We start from the raw sequence: 24,566 nt of genomic DNA on the forward strand, positions 1-24,566 counted from the left end.
GTAACCCTACTTCTGATTATACGACATTGCGCCGTGCTCCAGTTTATCGGCCCGGTCAAACAGTTGGAGGGCTTTCTGATAGGTATCGTCCGTTTGGCTGATGACCCGGAAGAATTCGTTGTTTTGGCCGGACTTGTTTTCCTTCTGATAAATAGACCGGGCTACCAGTGCTTTAATCTGGTTCCGGATGTAATTCTTGGAGCGGTTATACTCTTTCTCGTTGAATTTAATCCCTTCAGCCGTCGCATCTTTCACCAGCCGGTTCATTTGCTCATCGGTAATGGTAACGGTGCGGTTAAACTCGGCAAAAGGCATCTTTTCGAGTTTCTGCTTATTCTCATTCGTGTACTCCATCGCGAATTCGCGAATAATACTCTTTCCGTAAAGCTGCACCAGGTATGCAGTCTGCCAGGTTGAGTCACGCGGAATAAAGTAGTCGGGCGTGATACCACCCCCGCCGTACACAACCCGGCCACCGTCGGTTTTGAATTTCAGTTTAGGATCGTTTTTGATGGAATCGGCAATATAATATTCACCCCGTTTTGAGCGCAATTCGAGGTCTTTTTCATAATCGCCTTCCTGCCCCAGCACATAAGGTTTCTGGATGCTCCGGCCACTTGGCGTGTAATAGCGCGAGATGGTGAGCCGCAACTCCGACCCATCGGAGAGCGTTACCGGCATCTGCACCAGGCCTTTACCAAACGACCGCCGACCCGCAACCAGGGCACGGTCATGGTCCTGCAACGCTCCTGACACAATTTCGGAAGCTGACGCGCTACCCTCATCAATCAACACAACCAGAGCTCCCTCCTCAAACTGACCGGCAATATGGGCATAGGTTTTACGGTCGTAGCGGTTGTCTTTCCCATCCGTATATACCAGTAGTTTATTACCCGAAATAAATTCGTCGGCAATGTTGGTAGCCCGGTCCATATAACCGCCGGGGTTGTTACGGAGGTCCATCAACAATTGCGTCATTCCTTTCGATTTGAGGGAGGCCAGCGCAGTTTTGAATTCGTCGTAGGTTGTTTCGGAGAACCGGTTGATCTTGATATAGCCCGTTTTTCCATCAATCATATAAGCCGCGTCAATCGAGTACGTCGGAATACGGTCTCGGGTAACAATAAAGTCCTTAGGCTTCGGATCCCCCTTCCGCAAAACAGTCAGTTTAACGTCGGTACCGCGTTTGCCACGAAGGGCTTTAAACACGGCACTGTTCTCGATTTTACCGTTTCCCAGCGGTTTGTCATCCACCTCAATAATCTTGTCGCCACTCCGAATACCAACCGCTTCGGACGGACCACCCGCCAGGGGCGTTACCACGTAAACCGTGTCTTTATAGATGTTGAACTCAACACCAATCCCGTCGAAGCCCCCCTCCAGCTGCGACCGGGCGGCAACAGCATCCTGTGGGTTCATGTAGGCGGTATGCGGGTCGAGTTTCTCGAGCATTTTCTCGATTGAATAATCCACCAGTTCGTCGGTATTAACCGAGTCAACGTAGTTATTTTCGATCAACTGCAAAATTTCCCGGTACTTGGTATACCCGCGTCCAATCCCATTCATGCTTTTTGTTGCACCAAAGAATGTAGCGCCAATGAGCATCCCCCCGGCCAGTGTAATACCCAGCAGCATGGGTAGCCTAACCGTTGCTTTATTGTTCTGAATGCCCGATTTTGTTGATGAGGATCTACGCCCGGCCCATTCATTTTCGGCCTTATTATCTTTCTCCATTCGTTCGTATCTTCTATAAGCAATTAACGGTCTTAAGGTAGCGAAATGTTTACCGGAAATGTTATTTGTTGTTAAAAAATGTAGCTGCACCCATTGGCTATTCCAGGTTATGAACAGCCGGTTATCACCCGTCTTATACGCTGAACGATGCACGACCGGATTGACTCAGTACAGGCACGCAAATAAGATGATTTTAGCCAGAACACCCGAACCGACTGCTCAGCTAACAGGAGAGTATTTTTCATACGACCTGATAGTAACAAAAACGCCATTCCCGGGTCAAACCAGGAATGGCGTGTCTATTGACTGAGTGGACCGGCTTACACCATCACCTCAATTTTCATGTCCATATTGCCCTTCACTGCTTTGGAGTAAGGACAAACCGCATGGGCAGTTTCGGCTAACTGCTGGAGTTCGTCATGGTCCATGCCTGGTGCTTTCACCGTGATTTTCCCAGACAGAAACATGTTGTTCCCGTCTTTATTGAGCGATATTCCTACCTCCACAGCGTGCTGGGGCAGAATAACCTTTTTGCGTTCGGCAACGGCCATCAGTGCACCGTTGTAACACGCGCTGTAAGCAGCGGCAAACAACATTTCCGGATTGGGTTTTCCCCCTTCGCCATGCATTTCGAGCGGGCGTTTCACATCCAGTTCCAGAATACCATCGAGCGATTTCACGTCGCCATCGCGGCCACCGACATTACTGACGATGGCAGTATACAAGGTCTCCATTTTTCTTTTTAGTTCTCGTTTATTGTATCAGCAACTACTGCTTTTATAAGTAGTAAACCCTTCATCTATCGAAAAGTTATCTATTTAAGGTATCACCCTACACGGACATAAGTCGGATTTAACCAGTAAGTTCCTTTTTTTGCCACGTTAGAACGGGAGGATCACGAACGAAACAGGCACAATCCTGACTTGCATACCGCTTCACCGACATTCCATCATTTTGAACTACCTTTGTTTAAGGACTTTATTAACCCCAAAGCCGCAATAGAACGGCAGAGAACGCGTTTTTTTAGACAGGTTCCACTATACGCTGACCAGCATGAATACGGTATACAAATTTTACACAAGCCGGGTCCTGATTGGGTGGATTGGTAGTTATGGGTTGATCTTATGGGTCATCCTAACACCCGCCCAGGCTCAGCGTCGACGCGAAAAAATCCTTCCTGATACGAGCCTTGCCCGAGTTGTATCGACCACAACCAACCGCATTGAAGCCGAAACGCAGTTTACGGAAGGAGTCCGGTATCTGATGACCGATGAGCCAGCTAAGGCCATTGCCCAGTTTGGTAAAGTATTGCAGAAAGACCCGAACAATGCTGCCGCGCAGTACGCTACAGCCAGTGCCTTGCAGAAAACCGGCAAAGTTGCGGAGGCTATTCCGTTTGCGCTTAAAGCGTACGGGCTGGATAATCAAAACAAGTACTACACCCTCCTGCTGGCCGAACTGTACGTGAAGCAAAAACGCTACACGGAAGCCGAAGATCTTTACGAAAAGCTACTAAAAAAAGGCCCCGAAAATGCTGAATACGGGGTTGAACTGGCCGCCATTTACCTCTTTAATGACAAGCCGGATAAGGCTCTGGACACCTACAACCGGGTAGAGCGTGAACTAGGCCTGAATGAGGAAATTATCCGGCAGAAGCAACGCATCTATCTGAAGCAGAATAAAATAGACAAAGCCATTGAAGAAGCCGAGAAATTAGTGGCTTCAGAACCAGCCGAACCGGAATACCTGCTCGAAGGTGCCGAAATGTTGATTGCCAATGACCGGGCCGATAAGGCCATTAGCTGGATAGACCAGGCGCTGAAACTCAACCCTGATTTACCGCAAGCCCACGTTTTACTAGCCGACATTTACCGGCAGAAAGGGGATATGGCCCGCGTAACGCAGGAGTTGAATCAGGTGCTGGCCAACCCGAACCTCGAAGCGGGCCTGAAAGCCAGAATCCTGTCGAGTTACGTAGGCATGACCGGCGAAAGTGCAGCGGGGCAAAAAGATGCGCTGGGCATGGCGCAGAATTTAGCAAAGTCCTCCCCCAATGACCCTAAAACACAGATAATGCTGGCCGATTTGCTCATGCAGCAGGGCAAGAAAGTAGAAGCTCGTGATGCCTACGCCAGGGCCTCCCAGCTTGATGGCTCTGTTTATGAAGTGTGGGGCGCCTTGCTCCAATTGGATGGTGAACTCAATCAGGTAGACAGTTTGCTGATTCACTCTGAGAAAGCGCTGGAGGTTTTCCCAACGCAAGGATTGTTCTGGTATTCCAATGGCTCCGCCAATTTGTTCAAACGCAAGTATCAGCAGGCCGTCGATGCGCTGGAAGAAAGCCAGAAATTGTTAGCCGCCACCTCGAATAACGAACTTAAAAAAGGCATTGGCGTACAGTTAGGTGATGCCTACAACGGCCTTGGCGACCACGCCAAGTCGGATGAGTACTACGAAGCCGTCTTGAAAGTAGACCCGCTGAACGATCACGTACTCAACAATTACAGCTACTTTCTGTCATTGCGCAATGAAAAATTACCCCGCGCCTTACAACTTGCCCAGAAACTGGTGGAACGCCACCCAGCCAATGCTACCTATCTGGATACCTATGCCTGGGTATTGTACGTGTCCAAAGACTATGCGAAAGCAAAGCAATACCTGGAAAAAGCCCTGGCCGATCCGGCCAATGTGAGTGGTACAATCATTGAGCATTACGGAGATGTTCTGTATAAGTTGGGCCAGCCCGAAAAAGCCGTTGACCAGTGGAAAGCGGCTAAGGCAAAGGGGAACGCTGGCCCTGATATAGATAAAAAGATTACTACCGGAAAGTTGTAAAAATGAGGGTAGCATTTGGTAGTCGGCTTTCGGTAGCCGGTTTACGCCGGTCTGACAATCGGTAACCCGTTACCCCAATTAGTTCAAATGAATAACTACTTGTTTTTCATCCTATTGGTGAGCGTTCTGGCCAGTTCGGAAGGTTGTCGGCGCAACGCTATGCCACGCGCTTCCCGTTCTACTCAATCTTCGCCTTCGGATACATCAAACTCAGCCTCACAAACGGCAGGTATTTCTGCTGGTACTACCACTACTACCACAGTATCATCGTCAGGGTCAGTGCCTGTGGAAGCCAGCGCCAGCGTAGCAGCGGTTGATTTCCGCTACCTCACGGCCAAATCGAGAATCTCGTTCAAAAGTGAAAAGCAGGAAATTGATAATGCCAGCGTAACCATCCGTATTCAGCAGGATAGTCTTATCTGGGTATCCGTTTCCAAGCTGGGCATCGAAGCGGCCAGGGTACTAATCACCCGCGACTCCATCATGATTCTGGATAAAATAAACCGGGCGTACGCAGTAGCTGATTTTGCTACTCTGAGCAGGCAATTTTCGTTCAGCCTGAGTTATCCACTACTACAGACCCTGATTGTTGGTAACCTGCCGCTACCAAACCGCATGGCTCACAAAAGTAGATCCGCCGACGAAGCAAATTACCTGTTGCTTCGTCAACAGGAAGGCCCGGTTCTGGTTGAAAACTACATCGATGAAACCGACCGTAAACTAAAGAAGCTGGTGATGACCCAGCAACCAGCCAACAATACATTACGGATAGCCTACACCGATTTTGCCCCACTCGATAGCTTTCTGTTTCCTTTGTCCAGCGTGCTGACGCTCGATTACCGGTCACAAACGGATGGACAGTTTTCTCAGACTGTGTTGCGCAGTAAGTACACCAAAGTTGAATTGATCGACAAAAATCCGGGCTTCCCCTTCACCGTTCCGGCTACTTATCAGCGTCGGCCGTAAAAATATTCGTTAGTTTTAGGCCTATGTATTCTAACAGTCTATCTTCTTCCCGGTTTTCGTTCCGGGCCGTCATCTATCTCGCTTTGTTCGGTCTGGTATGGTGTAGCAACCCGGTACGGGCACAGCAAACCCAGCGAAGCCGACAGGTACTGGAGAAAGAAAAGAAGCAGAATCTGGAAAAAATGAACCAGATACGCACAATACTCAAACAAACATCGTCGGAAAAACAGGCTGGTTTGGGTCAGTTGAAAGCCCTGAATCAGCAGATTCAGATTCAGTCCAAACAGATAGGCCTGCTGAGTAAAGACCTCCAGTTGACCGAATCGGAAATCACCGAACTTCGCCAGGCCAGTAACTCCCTGACTCAGGATCTGGACAAACTCAAGGACGAGTACAGTTCCATGATCTATGCCGCCGACAAACGACGGCAACAGGTAAATCCGCTGGGTTTTCTATTCGCAGCCGAAAATTTCAATCAAATCGTCGCCCGGTACCGGTATTTGCGGCAGTACTCCAATGCCCGCCAGAGTCAGGTACGGCAAATGAATAATGTAAAGTCCATGTTACAGGCCAAGCAACAGGCCACGCAGCGCAAACGCCAGGAGCAGAAAAGTACCATCGGAACCAAGTTAAACGAAGGTAAAAAACTCGAAGCGCTGAAGGAAGAAAAGAATGTTGTTGTGAAGGAACTGAGCCAGAAGGAAACGGAACTTCAAACGGAGCTGACTGAAAGCCGCCGGGCCATCAATCGGCTTGAGAGTATGATTACGCGCATCATTGCCCGCGAAGCGAAAGAAAGGGCGGAGCGGGAAGCCCGCGAACGGGCCGCCCGCGTAGAACGGGAACGGATTGCCCGGCTTGAAGCCGCCCGGAAAGCTGCGGAACGGAAACGGGCGCAGGAGGCCATAGCAGCCGCCGAGAAAGTAGGCGAAAAACCCGCCCCTGCCGATGTTGCCAAGGCGGAAAAACCGCCCGAACCAGAACCTGTTGCCGCAAAACCGGACGAACGACGTAACAATAACCTTAATGACGAAGAGAGTAAACTGGCTTCTTCATTCACCGCTTCGCGGGCGCACCTGCCCTGGCCGGTTACCAAAGGCTTTATTTCCGATCACTTCGGCCGTAAACCCCACCCCGTTCTGAGAGGAATTTTCGTTGAAAATCAGGGTGTCGATATTCAAACCAATGTTGGTGAAGGAGTTCGAACCGTCTATGATGGTATTGTTCAGGATGTAACCAGTATGCCGGGTATGAACAATGTGGTGGCTATACAACATGGCGATTACTTTACGGTGTATGCCAAACTGAAGAGTGTTTCGGTTCGGATAGGGCAGCGCGTAAAGGCCCGGGAATCCATTGGTACGGTAGCTACGGATAAAAACGGTGTGTCTGAAATTCAGTTTCAGATATGGAAAGAGTTTACCAAGCTCAACCCCGAATCGTGGCTCACGCCAAGATAAGTTTGATTGGTGCGCCGATGTGGTTTGTAGTTTGATGTTTGTAGTTTTGATGGTTGGATGATAACTACAAACATCAAACTGACCGCATGTCCGTTCATAATCCCGATATCAAGCGCGTTACGACGCATACCATTCAGGAACTCAAGAATAAGGGAGAAAAAATTTCGGCCCTCACTGCCTATGATTATTCCATGGCCCGGGCCGTTGATCTGGCTGGTGTCGAAGTAATTCTGGTAGGCGACTCCGCTTCGAATGTGATGGCAGGTTACGAAACAACGCTGCCCATAACCCTCGATCAGATGATTTACCACGCCAGTTCGGTGGTGCGGGGTGTAAAACGGGCATTGGTTGTAGTCGACTTACCGTTTGGTTCGTATCAGGGTAACTCCTCCATTGCGTTACAATCGGCTATTCGGATCATGAAAGAGTCGGGCGCACACGCCGTTAAAATGGAGGGCGGTTTGGAAATAAGAGAATCGATCACCCGGATTCTGAGTGCTGGTGTACCCGTTATGGGCCACCTCGGCCTCACCCCCCAATCCATCTACAAGTTTGGGACGTATGCCGTTCGGGCCAAAGAGGAAGCTGAAGCCGAAAAATTAATGACGGATGCCCGCATGCTGGAAGACATCGGTTGTTTTGGTGTTGTACTCGAAAAGATACCGGCTTCCCTAACCAAAACGGTATCGGCCAGCCTAACGATTCCAACCATTGGTATTGGTGCCGGACCCGATGCGGACGGACAAATTCTGGTGGTTCATGATTTGCTGGGAATCAACAACGAGTTCAAGCCCCGTTTCCTCCGCCGATATGCTGACCTGCATAGCATTATGACCGAGGCCATTGCTCACTACGTCGATGATGTAAAAGCCAACGATTTCCCGAACGAGAAAGAGGCATATTAAGTTAGGTTAAAGAGGTAAGGCCCAGTAAGAAAGACAAATCGTTCGCATCTTTTCGTATGGCTTACCGCTTAGTTAAGCTATTATACGTATGAAAAAAAAACCATATCAGGTCGTTTTCGAAGATAACCACCTGCTAATCGTCAATAAAGATCCGGGTATTCTGGTACAGGGCGACCGTACCGGGGATGTTACCTTACTGGATGTATTGAAAGACTATATCAAGGAAAAATACGATAAACCCGGCGAGGTATTCCTTGGGCTGGTTCACCGACTCGACAGGCCGGTGAGTGGTTTGGTTGTGTTTGCCCGTACCTCCAAAGCCCTAGAGCGGATGAATGAAATTTTCCGCAAACGGCTGGTTCAGAAAACCTATTGGGCCGTGGTTCGGCAGAAGCCCCCCAAAGATACCGACAAGCTGGTAAACTGGCTGATAAAAGACGAGCAGAAAAACCAGGTAACGGTGTACGACTACGAGGCCCCCAAGTCGCAGAAGGCCGAATTATCATACCGGATATTGGGGAAAATTAACGAACACTATCTCCTGGAAGTAAGCCCCATTACCGGTCGCCCGCATCAGATTCGGGCGCAATTGGCCCATATGGGCTGCCCCATTCGGGGTGATGCCAAGTACGGTTACGACCGGGTTGTGGCCGACAAGAAAATCTACCTGCATGCCCGCCGACTCTACTTTATTCATCCGGTCAAACCAGCCGGAGCGCCAGACCGGCCAATTATCTGTAAAGCAGGTTTGCCTAATGATCCGTTCTGGGAGGAGTTTCTTGACCTGGACGACGAGCAGTATAAGGACAAGAACATGGATTTTATTTTCGAATAATTCACCGACCGTATCTTGCTTTTCCCAGCTTCTGACGGCTGTACCCAAAAGAAAAGAGCCGCACTATCCGTTCCCCAGATAATGCGGCTCTTTTTATATAAAAAAAGGAAAAGAAAGACTAGCTTTCTATAGTCGTTGTTGGGCTTGCTCAGAAGGCATCACGTCCGAAACGATCTGCTCCATTACCCTTTCCACCATTTGTACAATCCCACGAAGCGCACCAAAAATGATGCATAACGGCAGTATTATTGGCAGAAAGAAAACCCACTGAAAAATCATGTACAGGCGAACATTTTTCATCGGCTGAATAGTTTAAAGTTAAGGTTACGGTCTGTAGTGATTAAACAACTTAACTTTAATAAGTATAAAGGCGGGTTCTAATCATATTCAAAATTAACCTTGTTTTAGTACTAAAACAAGGCTGCCGGTAAAAAAAATAAATTAAATTTATAAACCATCAGCAACGTCAATGAAGTTGTTGTCACTTATTCAACTCCCATAATCTTATCAATTATAATGCCAGTTTTTTCTGTAGTATACCAAGTTAATGAGTAAACACCAGAAGTTTCCATATTGATTAAAATTTTAGTCAAAATGGTTAAACTACTAACATCTAGTATAGCATTTACTGTTTAAAAACCACATATGAAATGAGCCGCGCCCGAGCCACACAGAATTAGCAATAAGAAACTCGGTTAAGTTTCTAGTGTAGGGTAGCTACAGCGTCTTTGATTCGTTGTACCGCTTCAGCCAGCGATTCGTCGGAAGCGGCCGTTGAAATACGCAGACAGTTGGGCGCCCCGAAGCCAGAACCAGCTACGGTCGATACGTAAACGGTATTGAGCAACCAGGATGCGAAGTCATCTGAATTTTCGATGAGCGTTGTTCCATCCGATTTGCCAAAATAGTAGCTAATATCAGGGAAAGCATAGAAAGCTCCCTCCGGTACATTAGTACGGAAGTGGGGTACCTCCTCTAGTAATTTCACGACTAAATCACGCCGACGATGGTATGCTTTGGCCATCTCCATGGATGGTTCCAGCGGGCCATTCAGGGCGGCAACGGTTGCCTTCTGGGCAATTGAGTTTGTACCGGAGGTAACCTGCCCCTGCAATTTTTCAACCCCTTCCGCAATCCATTTGGCGGCTCCAATGTAGCCAATCCGCCAGCCGGTCATGGCATATCCTTTAGCCACCCCATTCACGGTAATGACACGCTCCGCAATTTCCGGCATAGACCCCATACTAAAGTGGCCTTCGGGCGTGAAGTTGATGTACTCATAAATCTCATCAGCGAGTACATGAATAGTCTCATGACGGGCTACTATGGCACCAATGGCACGGAGTTCGGCTTCCGAATAGATAGACCCTGTCGGATTGTTTGGCGATGCATACATGACAATTTTAGTCCGATCCGTAATAGCAGCTTCAAACTGCTCGGGAGTCACTTTAAAATTATTCTCGAACGACCCATCCACAACCACAGCTTTTCCTTCGGCCAGCTTTACCATTTCGGAGTAGCTGACCCAGTAAGGAGAGAAAATGATTACCTCATCGCCGGGATTGACCAATACCTGAATGACATTAGCCAGCGAGTGCTTGGCCCCCGTTGAGACGACGATGTTTTCAGGTTTCCAGTCGATGTTATTATCGCGCTTGAATTTGTCGGCAATGGCTTTGCGAAGGTCAGGATATCCAGCCACGGGGGAGTAGCCATGAAACCCATCGTCAATGGCTTTTTTAGCCGCTTCGCAGATGTGGGCGGGGGTTTTAAAATCCGGCTCACCTACACTCAGGCTAATCACTTTGTGGCCCAGTGCGGCTAATTCGCGGGCTTTTTTGGTCATCCCCAGCGTGGACGACTCTTCCAGCGCGTTGATGCGGTCGGCTAACAAACTCACGGTGTCAAGCGTGGCAGACATAATGGCTCTATTTTTAGGAAACTGATAACAAACTGGTCACAAAGGTACTACGTTTTCAGTGGAGGGGTGAATATTTTGGAGAATTAAAAATCGCTGACCACCTCGCCGGTATAAATCCGAAGTACCCCTGTTGATAGGCGAGGTTAGTCGGCTAAATTGTTCACTTATAGTGAACTTAGTATTGAGATAACCCGTTCCATATCAAAATACCAGATGCAAAGAGGCTGCGGACGGCTGTACAGTTCAATGCTATGTTTAACATTATAGCAAGACCCACTTTACTTGCCTATTGCCAACAATATCCTTCCGCTGCCAACGCACTAAAGCAATGGTACGCAGAATTACACGAACTCGATTTCAGTAACTTCAATGACTTGAAAGCCGTTTACGGATCAGTGAGTATTATTAGTGACAATCGAGTTGTTTTTAATATAATGGGTAATAAGTATCGCTTGGTAGTTCGTATGGTGTTTGCGTATAAAGCTGTACAGATCAAGTGGTTTGGTACGCATGCCGAATACGACAAGATTGACGTAACAACTGTACAATATCGAAAATCATGAAACTCCGGCCAATCAGGAATGAGCAGCAGTATGATGAAATGATGAAGTGGGTTGACGGGGAGTTCGACAAAAATATACCGCCCGATAGTCCGGAGGGTGAAACAGTACAAATCGCTTTATTACTGATTAAAGCGTACGAAGATGAACACTATGCAATTCCAGCTCCTGACCCAATCGAAGCGATAAGACTCAAAATGGCAGAGAAGGGATTCAAAAATAACGATTTTGTTGGCAAAATAGGCAGCAAGAGTTACGTGTCCGCCGTATTGAACCGACACAAGCCATTGACACTTGAAATGGCCAAATTCTTCCATAAACAGTTAGGCATCCCGGCAAGCGTATTGCTGAGTTAGTTAGTCTTGTTTGTTAGGCAAAACCAATGTAGCCTTACCTGTATCATTGCAATCTGCCAGTAGCTCAATAGTCGTTTTCTGCAAAACCGGATGTACAAATGCCGGTGCAATCTCAGCCAGGGGTACGAGTGTAAAGCGTCGCTGGTGTAAATAAGGGTGCGGAATGGTCAGCCGGTCGGTTTGCAGCGTGAGCTGTTCATAATACAAAAGGTCAATATCAATCAGCCGGGCGCCCCATTTCTCCAACCGAACGCGCCCCAACTCCTGCTCGATGGCCTGCGTTTGATTTAATATTTCTTCGGGTTCCCGCCTTGTTTCCACCATCAGCACCTGATTCAAAAAAGCCGGTTGGTCGATTACACCCCAGGGTGCCGTTTCGTACAGCCCCGATTGCCGAATTACCGGGCCGATGCGTTGTGTGATCAGATCGGTAGCCCGGCCTAATGTGGTTATCCGGTCACCGAGGTTTGCGCCGAGAAGGAGAAAGAGTTGCGGCATGTTCAGGCAAAATAAAGCCATTATCGGCACGAACATTATTAATAGTCTTTTATCGGCTTGATATCATAGTACGCTTTAATGTCTGCTTCGCCAGGGGTTTTAGCGGGGCGTACAATGCGGAATCCCACGAAGGAAGCGGAGGTCAGCCACCAGTCGGATTTGGGGCTTTGCGGGTCGAGCATTTTCCAGGCCGGGGCTGATGGCGTACGGGCCGCCGAGCGGAGTACTTCCGGGCCATCGTCCCACGAGCCACCCCGTACCGAGTTAGGGTAAAGTGCTGTGGTTGGTGCATACGGTTCTTTGACGGTGCCACTGTCTACCTGTTTATAATAGTCCTCGATGTACTGGTCCTGCGTCCATTCCATTACGTTGCCGTGCATATCGTACAAGCCGAATGGATTGGGCTTTTTGCTACCCACCGGCTTGTAAGCACCACCGCTGCTACTCACGTACACAGCGTACTCATCAATTTTTTTTACGTCATCACCAAACGAGTAGGCCGTTGTGGTACCTGCCCGACAGGCATACTCCCACTCAGCTTCGGTTGGTAACCGGTAAAACACACCCGTTTTGGCGTAGAGCCAGGCGCAGAATTTAATGGCCGCGTACTGGGTCATATTAATAGCCGGATACCCCGCCCGCCCCATGCCGAACGACATATCTACGTACGGCGGGCTGGGCCGTGTAGTAGCATCGGTTTTACTTAGGTTGGCCTCGGTTGTTTTGTATTTTTCGGCCATTTCCTTTTCCATATTGGTAAAGGCAAACAGGTCGTACAAGTCCCAGGTCACCTCGTACTTACCCATGTAAAACGGCTCGATTTGCACCGTATGCTGCGGCCCTTCGTCGGGGTTGTGGCCTTTTTCAGTGGCGGGGCTACCCATCATAAACGTACCACCCGGAATAGCGACCATCGCGTAAGTCTGGTTACTGCCCGGTATAGTTTGAGTATAGGATGCCAGACCGGTGGCAGTTTGAGCATGGGCAAAAACTGATATGCCGGTTGTTATCAGGACGGTCAAAAAAAGAGAGTTCAAACGCATTTTTGGTTTGTAGTATCAGGAATTGTAATGGATTAGTAAAAGTACGAACGATTTTCTTTGTTGTACCTTTGTGTTTTCAAACCCACCAGGTTTCCAAAACCTGACTGGCATCGCTTAGTATGAATTACCTATCAGCCGAAAATCTTACGAAGTCCTACGGTGACCGTACCCTGTTCAAAAATCTCACTTTTGGGATAAACCGGGGCGATAAAGTGGCCATCGTTGGCGCCAATGGGTCGGGCAAAACGACCCTGCTTTCCATTCTGGCTGGTGCCATGCCTCCCGATTCAGGCATTGTTACCCATCGGAAAGACATAACCATTGGCTATCTCGACCAGCAACCAGACCTGAACGATGCCCTAACTGTGATGGAAGTGGTGCTGGCGGGCGAAAGTGCCCAGCTCGATGCCGTACGCGCTTATGAGCATGCCCTCGCTACGGAAGACCATGCCGCCCTCGAACAGACAATGGTTGATATGGAGAAATTGGAAGCCTGGGACTACGAGGCCCAGATCCGGCAGATTCTGGGCGAATTGGGTATTCAGGATGTCAACCAACCGGTTAGTTCGCTCTCGGGTGGACAACGCAAACGGGTAGCTCTGGCACGGGTACTGATTCAGGCACCCGACCTGGTAATTCTGGATGAGCCGACTAACCACCTTGACCTGGAAGCGATTGAATACCTGGAAAGCTATCTCAATACTAACAATGGTACTCTGCTGATGGTATCGCACGATCGGTACTTTTTAGACCGGGTCTGCAACCAGATTGCCGAGATGGATAACGGCCAACTTTTCACCTATAAAGGCAACTACGCCTACTTTCTGGAGAAAAAAGATGAACGGGAAACGGCCGCAGCCTCTGAGTTGAGTAAAGACCGCAACACATTTCGGCGAGAGTTGGAATGGATGCGTCGGCAGCCGAAAGCACGGGGCACTAAGGCCCAGTACCGAATCGATGCGTTTGAAGACCTGAAAGAAAAAACCAGCGGCAAGCGAAACGACGGCGAACTGGACCTGAACCTACGCATGGCTCGCCTGGGCAGCAAGATTCTGGAAGTCGAGAACCTGAGCAAACGCTTTGGCGATAAAGTGCTGCTCGACCATTTTAACTACACCTTCAAACGGCCCGACCGGGTGGGGCTGATTGGCAAAAATGGCATGGGCAAAACCACGCTCATGAACATGCTTACCGGCCAGATTCGACCCGATTCAGGCAAAATATCGACTGGCGGCACCGTAAAATTTGGCTACTATACCCAAACCGAACTGGACTTACCCGAAAACCAGCGGGTCATCGATGTGGTGCAGGACGTGGCCGAAGTAATGAAGCTAGCCAACGGCGACACGATAACGGCTACACAACTCTTGAGCCGTTTTCTGTTCGACCGCTCGAAGCAGTACGATTTTGTGGCTAAACTGAGCGGGGGAGAAAAACGACGGCTGCAACTCTTACTGGTGCTGGTTCAGAACCCGAATTTCCTGATTCTGGACGAGCCCACCAACGACCTCGATATCACGACCCTGAATGTGCTGGAGGATTTCCTGCTCAACTTCCCGGGCTGCGTACTAATCGTTACCCACGACCGGTATTTTATGGACCGGCTGGTAGAGCACGTTTTTGTGATGGAAGGCGAGGGTAAAGTCCGTGACTACCCCGGCAACTATACCGACTACCGCGAATGGCGGGATACCCAGCCCAAAAAGTCGTCGGCTCAAAATGGGAAAGCGACCCCGGCGGTTTCGCAGATACAAGCAGCCCAGCCCGTAAACGCACCCGGTATGATTGCCGAGACCGGCAACAAGAAAAAACTGTCGTTTAAGGAGATAAAAGAACACGAAACGCTGGAAAAAGAGATTGAATCGCTGGAGGAGCGGAAAGTTGAGGTGGTGAACCTGCTCAATACGGGTGGTCATCACGAACAACTAATCGACTGGGCGCGTGAAATTGAGCAGATTGACCAACAGATTGCCGAAAAATCAGATCGCTGGCTGGAACTGGCGGAGTTTATATAAAGAGTGAAAGAGTGAGTATGAATCATTCTCTTTCGCTCCGCACCGGCGGCCCGGTTTCACTCATTAATCATGTCTCAAATCGTCGACTTTTTCCAGTACCTGCTCAATTCGGAAGAAATTATCCGGACGGGGGGACTGGTACTGATAACCCTTATCGTACTAATTGAAAATGGGTTCTTTTTCGGCTTCTTTCTGCCGGGAGATTACCTGCTGTTCCTGTCGGGTGTATTCGCGGGGACCAAGCTGCTGAATGTTCCGCTCTGGCTGTTGCTATCGTGTATTTTCGGGGCTGCGGTGATAGGGGCCCTCATTGGCTACCTGACAGGCTACTACTTTGGAGGCCGGATAAAAGAGCGGCCCGACTCGCTCTTCTTCAAACAAAAATACATCGACAATACACGGGAAGCGTTTATAAAATACGGCAACGGAGCGTTAATCATTTCCCGGTTTCTGCCCATTGTGCGCACGTTTGCCCCCCTGCTGGCGGGACTGATACACATGCCGGTCCGTTTTTTCATGCTCTACAACGTTATCGGCGGGGCAATTTGGGTAATCACACTGGTGGGAGGAGGGTTTTTCTTCGGCGAGCGGTTTCCCTGGATTGTCGATTATGTGCAGTACATCGTCATTTTCTTTCTGGCCATTACTACCTTCACCGTTATTAAAGGTTATCTGAACGCCCGCAAAGAGAACAAAACAAAGGAAGCTTGAACTACTCCTGTGGTCTGTAATGACGGCTTCAGGAATCGGTCATTACAGACCACAGGAGTAGGGGCTCACTCTTTCTCCACCCATACCGTCTTCACGTTCACGAACTCTTTCATCCCTTCTTCTGATAGCTCACGGCCAAAACCGGAGGTCTTGATACCGCCAAACGGAACTCGGGCATCGGAACGCATCAGTCCGTTTACAAATACGGAACCCGCCTGAATTTGCCGGGCCAGCCGGGCACCCTTTTCGATATCCTGCGTCCATAGGGCCGAGCCAAGGCCAAAATCGGATTGATTGGCGAGCCGGATGGCATCGGCTTCATCTTTCGCTTCGATGAGCACCGCCAGCGGGCCGAATGTTTCTTCATCGAAGGCCGCCATGCCGGGCTTTACCCTGTCGAGCAGGATTGGCTGCATGTTGCACCCATCCCGTTGCCCGCCAAATAGCCGTTTAGCTCCTTTGGCTATAGAGGACTGACTCTGGCGTTCGATATCGTCGGCCAGACTGGTTCGGGCCATTGGCCCCATGGTCGTATCGTCGGCCATGGGGTCTCCTTGTCTTATCTGCTCGATGTGGTGGAGTACCAGGTCGGTGAACTGTTTTTTTACGGACTTTTCGATAATGAATCGCTTGGCCGCAATACAGCTCTGCCCCGCATTCTGCATACGGGATTTTACCGCAGTTTCAGCCGCTTTTTCCAGGTTGGCATCCGCCAGTACGACCAGCGCATCGGAGCCACCCAGCTCCAGTACCGATTTCTTGATCTGACTACCGGCAATACTGGCTACCGATGCGCCCGCCGGGCCGCTGCCCGTCAGCGTAACGGCTTTCACCCGCTTATCTTTCAGAATACCTTCTACCGATTTAGAGCCAATCAGCAAGGTCTGGAAAGTTCCTTCCGGTAATCCGCTTTCCCGGAATATATCTTCCAATGCCAGGGCGCACCCCATTACGTTGGATGCGTGCTTGAGTAAGCCTACGTTGCCCGCAATCAGTCCGGGAATGGCGAAACGCATCACCTGCCAGAAGGGGAAGTTCCAGGGCATCACGGCCAGTACTGGTCCCAGCGGCTGATACGCGATGAAGCTTTTCTGAGCCGGTCCATTGCTGCGGTCTGTTTCAATGGATTTGTCAGCCAGAAAAGCGTTGGCATTATCGGCATAGAAGGTGCACGTAGTGGCACACTTCTCCACTTCCGCGATAGCCTCCTTGAGCGTCTTCCCCATTTCGGCGGTCATCAGTTCACCGTACTGCCGCTTATTTTTAGTTAGCGTGTCGCCTACTTTTCGCAGGTAATCGACACGGTCTGCCAATGGCAAAGCCGACCAGTCGGCAAAGGCCCGGTCGGCTTGTTTCAGTTTCCGCTCAATGGCCGTCTGGCTATCGGGGCGGTATGTCTTCAGTTTCTTCTGATTGTATGGGTTAACGGAGGTGAACATACAGTTTGCGGGTTTACATTTCCAGAAGCAGAAGCATCCAGCTAAAGGGCTGCGGGGCTACTATACCGATAAAACCTCAAACGCCCTTACACTGTTCTTCGCTCTCCAGGGTGTTGGCTAATAACAACATGGTATCAATGACCTGTTCCATGTGGTCGTGTCCTACAATACCATCAAATTTATCCCGGACTTCCTGCATGCATTCCCGAAGCGCGATGAAGAGTTCTTTACCCCGTTCATTCAGGAAGATGATGCTGGACCTTGAATCAACGGGGTTTTTCTTCGTATAGATATAGCCCTCGTTCTCGAGCAGACCAACAATTTTACTCATCATCTGCTTAGTCACGCAGGCTTTCCGGGCCAACTCATTATTCGTCGTTCCCTCCTCCTGAATATTGGCCAGAAACATCAGGTAACTCATCTTGAAATCCGTATAGCCCAACTCCTGCAACCGTGGCTCCATAAAGCTATCCGTGTACCGCTTGAGCCGCCAGAATAAACGGCCCATTGCCCGCTCACGGACAAGCTTGTATTGGTCAAAATCAAAGGACTTGTTATCTGTTTCCACGATCATGAAATAAAATTAACGAATACTGAAACAATTCGCTTTAAAACATTGTACAAAAATAGTCAACTTATTTGACTTCATAGTCAACCTGGTTTACTTTTGCACCGTGATAGTAAAACAAGTTGACTACACATTAGCGTTCAGACCGACGGCTGACTACGATTAAAACGATACAGAACGAATGGCAACCTTAACAGAGGAAATGACAACCACAGAAGAAAAGAGCAGCTTCAGAACCTACTTACCCCGAATCATCATTGCACTCGTCGTGCTGGTTGGTGGCTATTTCGGCTATCAGGCGTACCAACACAGTCAGCAGTACGAAACAACCGACAATGCACAGATTGACGGAAACTCAGCCCCAGTACTGGCCCGTGTAGCGGGCTATGTAACGTCGGTAAACGTGAGTGATTACACAACTGTAAAACAGGGGCAGTTACTAGTGACGATTGACTCACAGGAGTATGACGTGGCCATGGCCCAGGCCGAAGCCGACTATCAGCAATCGATGGCCGATTTGGCCAACGCCCGCGCTGATCTCCAGACCGCACAGGCCAATGTGCGTAATGTAGCGCAGAATGTTCGCCTGGCTCAATCGAACGCACAGGTACAGGATGCCCGGCTGGACAAGTCAAAACAGGATTTGCAGCGCGACCAGAATCTGTACAAAGCGCAGTCGCTGACCAAGAAACAACTGGAAGATGCCCAGAACAACGCCGAAGTGCAGAATCGCCAGTATGATGCCAGTAAAGAGCAGATCGGTCTGGCCAAAACGGCGCAGGGCGTGGCGCAGGCGGGCATTGCCAAAGCACAGGCCACTATTCAGAAGATTCAGGCAGTACTAAAGGTGAAGCAGGCAGCTATCGACAATGCCAGACTGCGGCTTGGCTACGCCCGTGTAACGGCCCCGATTGCCGGTAAAATTGGCCGTAAAAACGTGGTGACTGGCCAGTATGTTCAACCCGGTCAGAATATGTTCACCATTGTGGCCGATTCTACATTTTGGGTCATAGCGAACTTCAAAGAAACACAACTGGAAAAAATGAAGCTGGGTCAGGAAGTCGATGTTAAGCTGGACGCCTACCCAAACTTGGACATCAAAGGGCGGGTGTCCTCCTTATCCGACGCTACCGGAGCCAAGTTTGCGCTGCTTCCTGCCGACAACGCATCGGGCAATTTCGTTAAAATCACCCAGCGCGTGCCGGTGAAAATCGAAATCCTCAATCCAGAGAAATACAAAGAGCAATTACGGGCCGGCCTGAGCGTGGAGGCAGAAGTACGGGTACAGGAATAAGTTTGCAACCTATGGTTTATGATTTTTTCCTGCTTCAACTGACCGTACGCTATAAGCCACGAACCACCAACTTATAATTATGGCAACGCAAACCCTGACCGCACCTGCTCAGACGGATTATCCTACCGGCCTTAAACGGTGGATTATTGTCCTCACAGCTATTTCGGCAGCCATCATTGAACTGATTGACATTTCTATCGTAAACGTCGGCCTGACCGACATTGCCGGGAATCTCGGCGTCACGATTGAAGATGTAGCCTGGGTAGTAACCGCCTACGCCATCGCCAACGTCATTGTAATACCAATGACAGGTTTTTTACAGCGGTATTTTGGTCGCAAGAATTACTTCATCACCTCTATCATTATCTTCACCGTAGCTTCGTACGGCTGCGGCTTTGCGGATAACCTATGGACGTTGGTTGCCTTTCGTTTTTTGCAGGGTATTGGCGGTGGCGCCCTACTTTCCACGTCGCAGGGTATTTTGTTCGATGCGTTTCCACCGGCAAATAAGGCATTGGCCTCAGCTTTGTTCGGTATGGGCATCGTGCTTGGGCCCACGCTTGGCCCTACCCTGGGTGGTTATATTATCGACAATTACCATTGGAGTTGGATGTTCTACATCAACGTGCCAATCGGTATTCTGGCCGTATTCCTTAGCTACACGTACCTGGACAAAAAGCCCGAAGAGGAAAACATCAACCGAAGTACTATAAAAATTGATTACTTTGGTATTCTTCTTCTGGCCGTTGGGATTGGTAGTTTGCAGTACGTGCTGGAGCGGGGTGAAGCCGACGACTGGTTCGATAGCTCGTCTATATTATGGCTCTCGGTAGCAACCGTCATATCTATCCCACTTTTTGTATGGTGGGAGTTGCGCGGCACCAAAGACCCGGTGGTGGACCTGCGCGCGTTGAAAAACCGGAACCTGGCCGTTGGTTCGCTGCTGATGATCATTATCGGCTATGGACTCTTTACATCGGTGTTATTGTACCCCCTGTTTGCCCAGCGGATTGTGGGTTTGACGGCTACGCAAACGGGTCAGTTGCTGATTCCCGGCGGGCTGGTAACCTTACCCATGTTTGCACTGGTGGGGCGACTACTGTCCAAAAACGTGTCGCCAACGTTGCTGGTAGGCATTGGATACGTCGCTTTTTCCAGCTTCTGCTTCATCTTGTCTACCTACAATATGGATGCCTCCAACGGCGATTTTATCGTCGGGCTTATCATCCGGGGTATTGGACTCGCCTTTGTAAACGTGCCGCTCATTAATCAGTCGGTCGCTACGCTGGAACCACGTCAACTGCCTACGGGTATTGCTATTGTAAACATGACCCGCCAGATTGGTGGCGCCTTTGGGGTAGCTATTACGAACACGTACGTTACGCAACGGGTAGCCGTCCACCGGGGTGATCTGGTATCCAACCTGCAACCGGGGGATATACTCACCACCGAGCGACTCAATGCCCTGACGCAGGGCCTGATGGCCAGAGGAATAAACGCCTTCGATGCGGTGACGGGAGCCTACAAAAACCTCGATCTGATTATATCGAGGCAAGCCCTGATGCTGTCTTATCTGGATACTTTCAAACTGGCGGGGCTGTTTTTCGTTGTCTCGTTCCCGCTGTTATTTCTGTTACAAAATAGAAAAATGGACGCTGCCCGGGCGAAAGCCGTGGCCGATGCCGCACACTGATTTTATCGTTTGTTGTTCGACGTTTGTCCTTCTTCCGGCCGTATCTATTCTGGCAACGACAAACGTCGAACAACAACTCTCAAACTACGATTACATGAACCTACAATTTTTCATATTTGCTTCCCTGCTGACAACGGGGATTGTTCGGGCGCAAAGCCAACCGGTGGTAACAGTTCCCGACGAACTTCGGACGCTGGTACAGCAGGCGAATACCAATTATCCGGTGCTGAAGCAACAGCAGGAACAGATCAGGGCGGGTGAACTGCGGGTCGATATTTCCCGTACGGCCATGCGGCCCAATGTCAATCTGAATGGGAACTACACCTATATTACACCCGTACCGCAGTTTGCCGTGCCGCTCAATGGTCAGGAGGTAATTGCGAAACTGGCCCCCAACCACAGCCTCAATGGCAACGTGTCGGTCGGGCAAACGATTTACGATTTCGGGCGTACCGATGCGGCCATTCGGCAAGCCCAGGATAATGTGCAGGTGCTGCGTCGGGGTCTGGAAATTAGCCAGCAAAATCTGGCGTATCAGGTGGCCGCTACGTACTATGGCATTGGCTTTTTGCAACGGAGCCTGATTGTGCAGGATTCAGTCATTAAAACGGCGGGGGCCAATGTGCAGTTGCTGATTACGCGGCTGCAAAATGGAGACGCACTGCAATACGATGTACTGACGCAGCAGGTGCGGGTTAAGGCGGCTCAGAATCGCAAAATCGATATTCAGAATCAGTTGGACCGGCAACTGGCCAACCTGACTTTCCTGACCGGCAGTACAACGCCCAGCGTCAGTCAGGCTATCAATCAATTTGATTTAGGCTCGGCCATGAACATAGCCACGCAACCGTACGCACTCGACGGCGACCTGACAGTAGCGTTGGCAGGCAACAAAGACGTTCAACTGGCGCAGGACCGGCTCCGGTCGGCCGAAACGGATATCGTCGTGACTAGCAAAACCGGTAAACCCAACATCGCTTTCAGCGGGAACGCGGGGTATAAAAACGGCTATCCACTAAATGTTCAGGAGTTGAGGCCTAACCTGGCCGCTGGTGTAGGGCTGGTTGTGCCGCTATACGCCGGAAAACGCTACCAACTGCAAAACCAGGTGGCGCAACTCAACCTAAACGCCAGCCGGTACGCCGTTGAAACAGCCAATGCCCAGTTTCGGCAGAGTATTGCCCAGCTCAACGCCGATATTCGAAGCAATCAAACCCGCCTGACTAACCTGGAAACGCAGGTGCAGCAGTCCCGGCAAGCCCTACAGATTGCCAACGCCCGGCTACAGAACGGGGTCATTACGAACGTAGAACTGCAAAGTGCCGAAACGGGTGTGGAAGAAGCCGAACTGGGCCGCCTGAATTTCAAGTATCAGTTATTGCTGAATCAGCTGGAGTTAAAGCGGTTATTGGGAGAAAGTTTGTAGAAACGTGAGTACGGGAGTAAAAATGGCCTGTATTGACGTTAAAGAAAGCCTCTGGCTATACGGTTCCTGACAACTACTTTCTACTTACTAATCAGGAACAACTATCATTGACCATGAAGGAGTCAGATTGACCGCTTCCTAAAAAATGGTAAGAATCCGGTTCTATTTATACTAAATCGCCCCGAAAGTCCCTTTACTAGAGAAGAGCATAGGTTGTAAAAATAGAAAGATCGTTATGAAGAAGCAGGTAACTGAGATTTTGAAACAATTCGGCATACCCGAATCAGCCATCACCGACCAAACTCATTTCTCCCGCGATCTGGGCCTGGACAGCCTCGACAATGTTGATCTGATCATGCGGCTCGAACAAACGTTCGGCATCCGCATTCCCGACGAAGATTATTCAAAACTAACCACCATGCAGGAGGTTATTGACTACCTACAGGCCGAACAGTCGGTGGCGTAAGCCGTCTATCTGCTTTGTGCCCGTCAGCCATTCAACGGAACTAACTTATGTGTCCGTTGAATGGCTGACGAGTTTAGAAACGGTATGAAAACGCACACCAGGCTTTCTTCATAAACCGATTTGACATGACCATAACTACCCCCTTATTTTTCCTGTTATTTTTCCCAGCATTAACGTTTGCGCAGGCGAGTCAGCCCAGGCAAACAGATAGTAGTAAACCGTTCGTGCTGGGGCGTATTGAGGAAATCAACTCCATGCAGCTAGCCGAGAAACGAACGCTGAACATTTATCTGCCCGCAGGGTACAACGCTAACGATACCCTGCGCTATCCGGTTATCTATCTACTGGATGGCTCGGCCGATGAAGATTTCATTCACATCGTTGGCCTGGTTCAGTTCAATAATTTTTCGTGGATTAACCGCGTCCCAAAATCCATTGTTGTGGGTATTGCCAATGTAGACCGAAGGCGGGATTTCACATACCCTACAACCATTGAAGCAGATAAAAAACGCTTCCCTACCACGGGTCATTCCGACAGGTTCATCGCCTTCATGGGCGACGAGTTACAGCCGTTTATTGACCAGAAATACAAAACCACCACGGCTAAAACTATCATTGGTCAATCGCTGGGCGGGCTACTGGCAACGGAAGTTTTACTCAAACAACCCCGCCTGTTCGATAGATACATCATCGTCAGTCCAAGTTTATGGTGGGATAATGGCTCGCTGTTAAATCAGCCGTCTGCGCTGTTGCAGTCAGATTATGCCAAAGAGACCGCCGTTTATATTGGTGTTGGAAAGGAGGGATTAACGCCTGGCGATGCCCCCCGGGTGATGGAAGTAGATGCCAACGTGCTGGCTGAGAGGATAAGGAAGACGAAGAGTAGACGGGTAACGGTGTACTTCGATTACCTGCCTCAGGAAGACCACGCCACCGTAACGCACCAGGCCGTTTTTAACGCCCTGCGCCTGCTATATCCTGCGCCAGTAACCAATAAATAAAGAGGGGCTACAGATTGTAAAGTCTGTGGCGTAAGGCAATCCATTTGCCTGATATATACCATTCTGTCACTCAGTAGAAGCAGCCCTGAACGCTTGCTATATATTAAGACTCAGAACGTAAATTTCAACTGTGTCTGCAAACCGAACAGGTAGTCGTTGAAGCGGGTATAATTTAACGGATAGCCTGAAGATGGTTTGTTCAATCGGTAAGCGGCTGTTGGCTGAACAATCAGCGCAAGCCGGGGCGTAATTCGGTAGTGCGCTCCGATGCCAATCATGGCGTAAGTCGTTAACGCATTAGGCGCATCTATTTTCTGATTTGTCTGCGTACCATTCGCTGTTATGCGGTAGTTATAATTGGTTAGTAAGCCTGCTGACAGATAAGGTGACAGTCGATGAGACGATGGCGTGAAATTCAATAAAACAGGTACCTGGAAACTTTGCAGCTGCCTAGAATAAGTTGTTACGCCCGAAGCATTCTCAAAGCGGCTATCGCCCGAAAAACGGGTGTGTAACAAACCCGCCGACAGCGACCATTTAGGCGTAAATGCGTAATAGGCGATCAAGCCCAGCGAAAGCCCCCGGTATGATTGTGACCCGCTGGCTAGGTTAACATCACCCAGAGAAAAATCGAGATTATGAAAACCCGGCGTGACAGTTGCCGCTACAGAAAACCGCCCCTGCCCTACTGTGATTGTCGTTGTGAGTACACTAACGACAATGGTGGTGAAAATAATTTTTGCCCGGTTTTTCATACGAGAAGTAAATAAGGTTGATATGAAAGTTGGTTTTAAAACTAATCAATAGACCCTCGTTAAGCGTAAAGGGTTGTACGGATAC

23 protein-coding genes are annotated in these 24,566 nt (G+C 49.5%); 14 read left to right on the forward strand and 9 right to left on the reverse strand.

Annotated features, from left to right (window positions below):
* Positions 1–6: 6 nt before the first annotated feature.
* A complete protein-coding gene (locus B156_RS0108520; RefSeq protein WP_018619260.1) occupies positions 7–1,734 on the reverse strand; it encodes a S41 family peptidase in 1,728 nt (575 codons plus the stop codon).
* Between the two features lie 320 nt (positions 1,735–2,054).
* Complete coding sequence (locus tag B156_RS0108525; protein WP_018619261.1) at positions 2,055–2,468, reverse strand: Ohr family peroxiredoxin; 414 nt, start codon at positions 2,466–2,468, stop codon at positions 2,055–2,057.
* A 319-nt stretch (positions 2,469–2,787) separates the two neighbouring features.
* Here B156_RS0108525 and B156_RS0108530 point away from each other — a divergent pair, with 319 nt between their 5' ends.
* The 5 genes from B156_RS0108530 (at position 2,788) to B156_RS0108550 (ending at position 8,735) form a co-directional block, all read left to right on the forward strand.
* Entirely contained in the window at positions 2,788–4,569 is a 1,782-nt protein-coding gene (locus B156_RS0108530; protein ID WP_018619262.1) for a tetratricopeptide repeat protein, read from the forward strand.
* An 87-nt stretch (positions 4,570–4,656) separates the two neighbouring features.
* Positions 4,657–5,535: a lipoprotein insertase outer membrane protein LolB1 gene (gene lolB1 / locus B156_RS0108535; RefSeq protein ID WP_018619263.1), complete on the forward strand. Its 879-nt coding sequence runs from the start codon at positions 4,657–4,659 to the stop codon at positions 5,533–5,535.
* Between the two features lie 23 nt (positions 5,536–5,558).
* Positions 5,559–6,995 carry a murein hydrolase activator EnvC family protein gene (locus B156_RS0108540; protein ID WP_018619264.1) on the forward strand — a complete coding sequence of 479 codons (1,437 nt, stop codon included), beginning with the start codon at positions 5,559–5,561 and terminating at the stop codon, positions 6,993–6,995.
* Positions 6,996–7,081: 86 nt separating this feature from the next.
* On the forward strand, positions 7,082–7,900 hold the full coding sequence (gene panB, locus B156_RS0108545) for a 3-methyl-2-oxobutanoate hydroxymethyltransferase (RefSeq protein ID WP_018619266.1): 819 nt from the start codon (positions 7,082–7,084) through the stop codon (positions 7,898–7,900).
* Positions 7,901–7,988: 88 nt separating this feature from the next.
* Complete coding sequence (locus B156_RS0108550; RefSeq protein WP_018619267.1) at positions 7,989–8,735, forward strand: RluA family pseudouridine synthase; 747 nt, start codon at positions 7,989–7,991, stop codon at positions 8,733–8,735.
* 126 nt (positions 8,736–8,861) lie between these two features.
* Here the strand turns inward: B156_RS0108550 and B156_RS31280 are convergent, their stop codons facing one another.
* Both B156_RS31280 and B156_RS0108560 read right to left on the reverse strand, forming a co-directional pair.
* A complete protein-coding gene (locus B156_RS31280) occupies positions 8,862–9,035 on the reverse strand; it encodes a hypothetical protein (protein ID WP_018619268.1) in 174 nt (57 codons plus the stop codon).
* Positions 9,036–9,438: 403 nt separating this feature from the next.
* Positions 9,439–10,656, reverse strand: a complete 1,218-nt coding sequence (locus B156_RS0108560; RefSeq protein WP_018619269.1) for a pyridoxal phosphate-dependent aminotransferase — start codon at positions 10,654–10,656, stop codon at positions 9,439–9,441.
* A 251-nt stretch (positions 10,657–10,907) separates the two neighbouring features.
* Here B156_RS0108560 and B156_RS0108565 point away from each other — a divergent pair, with 251 nt between their 5' ends.
* The gene (locus B156_RS0108565) at positions 10,908–11,219 is read left to right on the forward strand and encodes a type II toxin-antitoxin system HigB family toxin (RefSeq protein ID WP_018619270.1); all 312 of its coding nucleotides are present in this window, start codon (positions 10,908–10,910) and stop codon (positions 11,217–11,219) included.
* Positions 11,216–11,572: a helix-turn-helix domain-containing protein gene (locus B156_RS0108570; protein WP_018619271.1), complete on the forward strand. Its 357-nt coding sequence runs from the start codon at positions 11,216–11,218 to the stop codon at positions 11,570–11,572. The genes B156_RS0108565 and B156_RS0108570 overlap by 4 nt, the downstream gene beginning before the upstream one ends.
* Here the strand turns inward: B156_RS0108570 and folK are convergent, their stop codons facing one another.
* Together folK and B156_RS0108580 are read right to left on the reverse strand one after the other, a co-directional pair.
* Positions 11,573–12,070 (reverse strand): 2-amino-4-hydroxy-6-hydroxymethyldihydropteridine diphosphokinase, encoded by a 498-nt coding sequence (gene folK / locus B156_RS0108575; protein ID WP_040585391.1) that lies wholly within the window; start codon positions 12,068–12,070, stop codon positions 11,573–11,575.
* 38 nt (positions 12,071–12,108) lie between these two features.
* Entirely contained in the window at positions 12,109–13,113 is a 1,005-nt protein-coding gene (locus B156_RS0108580; protein WP_018619273.1) for a formylglycine-generating enzyme family protein, read from the reverse strand.
* A 119-nt stretch (positions 13,114–13,232) separates the two neighbouring features.
* Here B156_RS0108580 and B156_RS0108585 point away from each other — a divergent pair, with 119 nt between their 5' ends.
* Both B156_RS0108585 and B156_RS0108590 read left to right on the forward strand, forming a co-directional pair.
* Positions 13,233–15,128 (forward strand): ABC-F family ATP-binding cassette domain-containing protein, encoded by a 1,896-nt coding sequence (locus B156_RS0108585; protein WP_018619274.1) that lies wholly within the window; start codon positions 13,233–13,235, stop codon positions 15,126–15,128.
* A 69-nt stretch (positions 15,129–15,197) separates the two neighbouring features.
* The gene (locus B156_RS0108590; RefSeq protein WP_018619275.1) at positions 15,198–15,839 is read left to right on the forward strand and encodes a DedA family protein; all 642 of its coding nucleotides are present in this window, start codon (positions 15,198–15,200) and stop codon (positions 15,837–15,839) included.
* A 65-nt stretch (positions 15,840–15,904) separates the two neighbouring features.
* On the opposite strand, the gene B156_RS0108595 is transcribed toward B156_RS0108590, so the two are convergent.
* A complete protein-coding gene (locus tag B156_RS0108595) occupies positions 15,905–17,278 on the reverse strand; it encodes an NAD-dependent succinate-semialdehyde dehydrogenase (RefSeq protein ID WP_018619276.1) in 1,374 nt (457 codons plus the stop codon).
* A 76-nt stretch (positions 17,279–17,354) separates the two neighbouring features.
* Positions 17,355–17,852 (reverse strand): MarR family winged helix-turn-helix transcriptional regulator, encoded by a 498-nt coding sequence (locus B156_RS0108600; RefSeq protein ID WP_018619277.1) that lies wholly within the window; start codon positions 17,850–17,852, stop codon positions 17,355–17,357.
* A gap of 175 nt (positions 17,853–18,027) precedes the next feature.
* On the opposite strand from B156_RS0108600, the gene B156_RS0108605 reads away from it, so the two are divergent.
* From B156_RS0108605 to B156_RS0108625, 5 genes are all read left to right on the forward strand, one after another.
* Positions 18,028–19,140, forward strand: a complete 1,113-nt coding sequence (locus tag B156_RS0108605) for an HlyD family secretion protein (RefSeq protein WP_026260698.1) — start codon at positions 18,028–18,030, stop codon at positions 19,138–19,140.
* 79 nt (positions 19,141–19,219) lie between these two features.
* A complete protein-coding gene (locus tag B156_RS0108610; RefSeq protein WP_018619279.1) occupies positions 19,220–20,833 on the forward strand; it encodes a DHA2 family efflux MFS transporter permease subunit in 1,614 nt (537 codons plus the stop codon).
* 94 nt (positions 20,834–20,927) lie between these two features.
* Entirely contained in the window at positions 20,928–22,259 is a 1,332-nt protein-coding gene (locus B156_RS0108615) for a TolC family protein (RefSeq protein WP_018619280.1), read from the forward strand.
* A gap of 235 nt (positions 22,260–22,494) precedes the next feature.
* Positions 22,495–22,725, forward strand: a complete 231-nt coding sequence (gene acpP, locus B156_RS0108620; RefSeq protein ID WP_018619281.1) for an acyl carrier protein — start codon at positions 22,495–22,497, stop codon at positions 22,723–22,725.
* 125 nt (positions 22,726–22,850) lie between these two features.
* Positions 22,851–23,726, forward strand: a complete 876-nt coding sequence (locus B156_RS0108625) for an alpha/beta hydrolase (protein ID WP_018619282.1) — start codon at positions 22,851–22,853, stop codon at positions 23,724–23,726.
* A 110-nt stretch (positions 23,727–23,836) separates the two neighbouring features.
* On the opposite strand, the gene B156_RS0108630 is transcribed toward B156_RS0108625, so the two are convergent.
* A complete protein-coding gene (locus tag B156_RS0108630) occupies positions 23,837–24,481 on the reverse strand; it encodes an outer membrane beta-barrel protein (protein ID WP_018619283.1) in 645 nt (214 codons plus the stop codon).
* Positions 24,482–24,566: the final 85 nt, after the last annotated feature.

Source organism: Spirosoma luteum DSM 19990 (assembly GCF_000374065.1).
Lineage (GTDB): Bacteria > Bacteroidota > Bacteroidia > Cytophagales > Spirosomataceae > Spirosoma > Spirosoma luteum.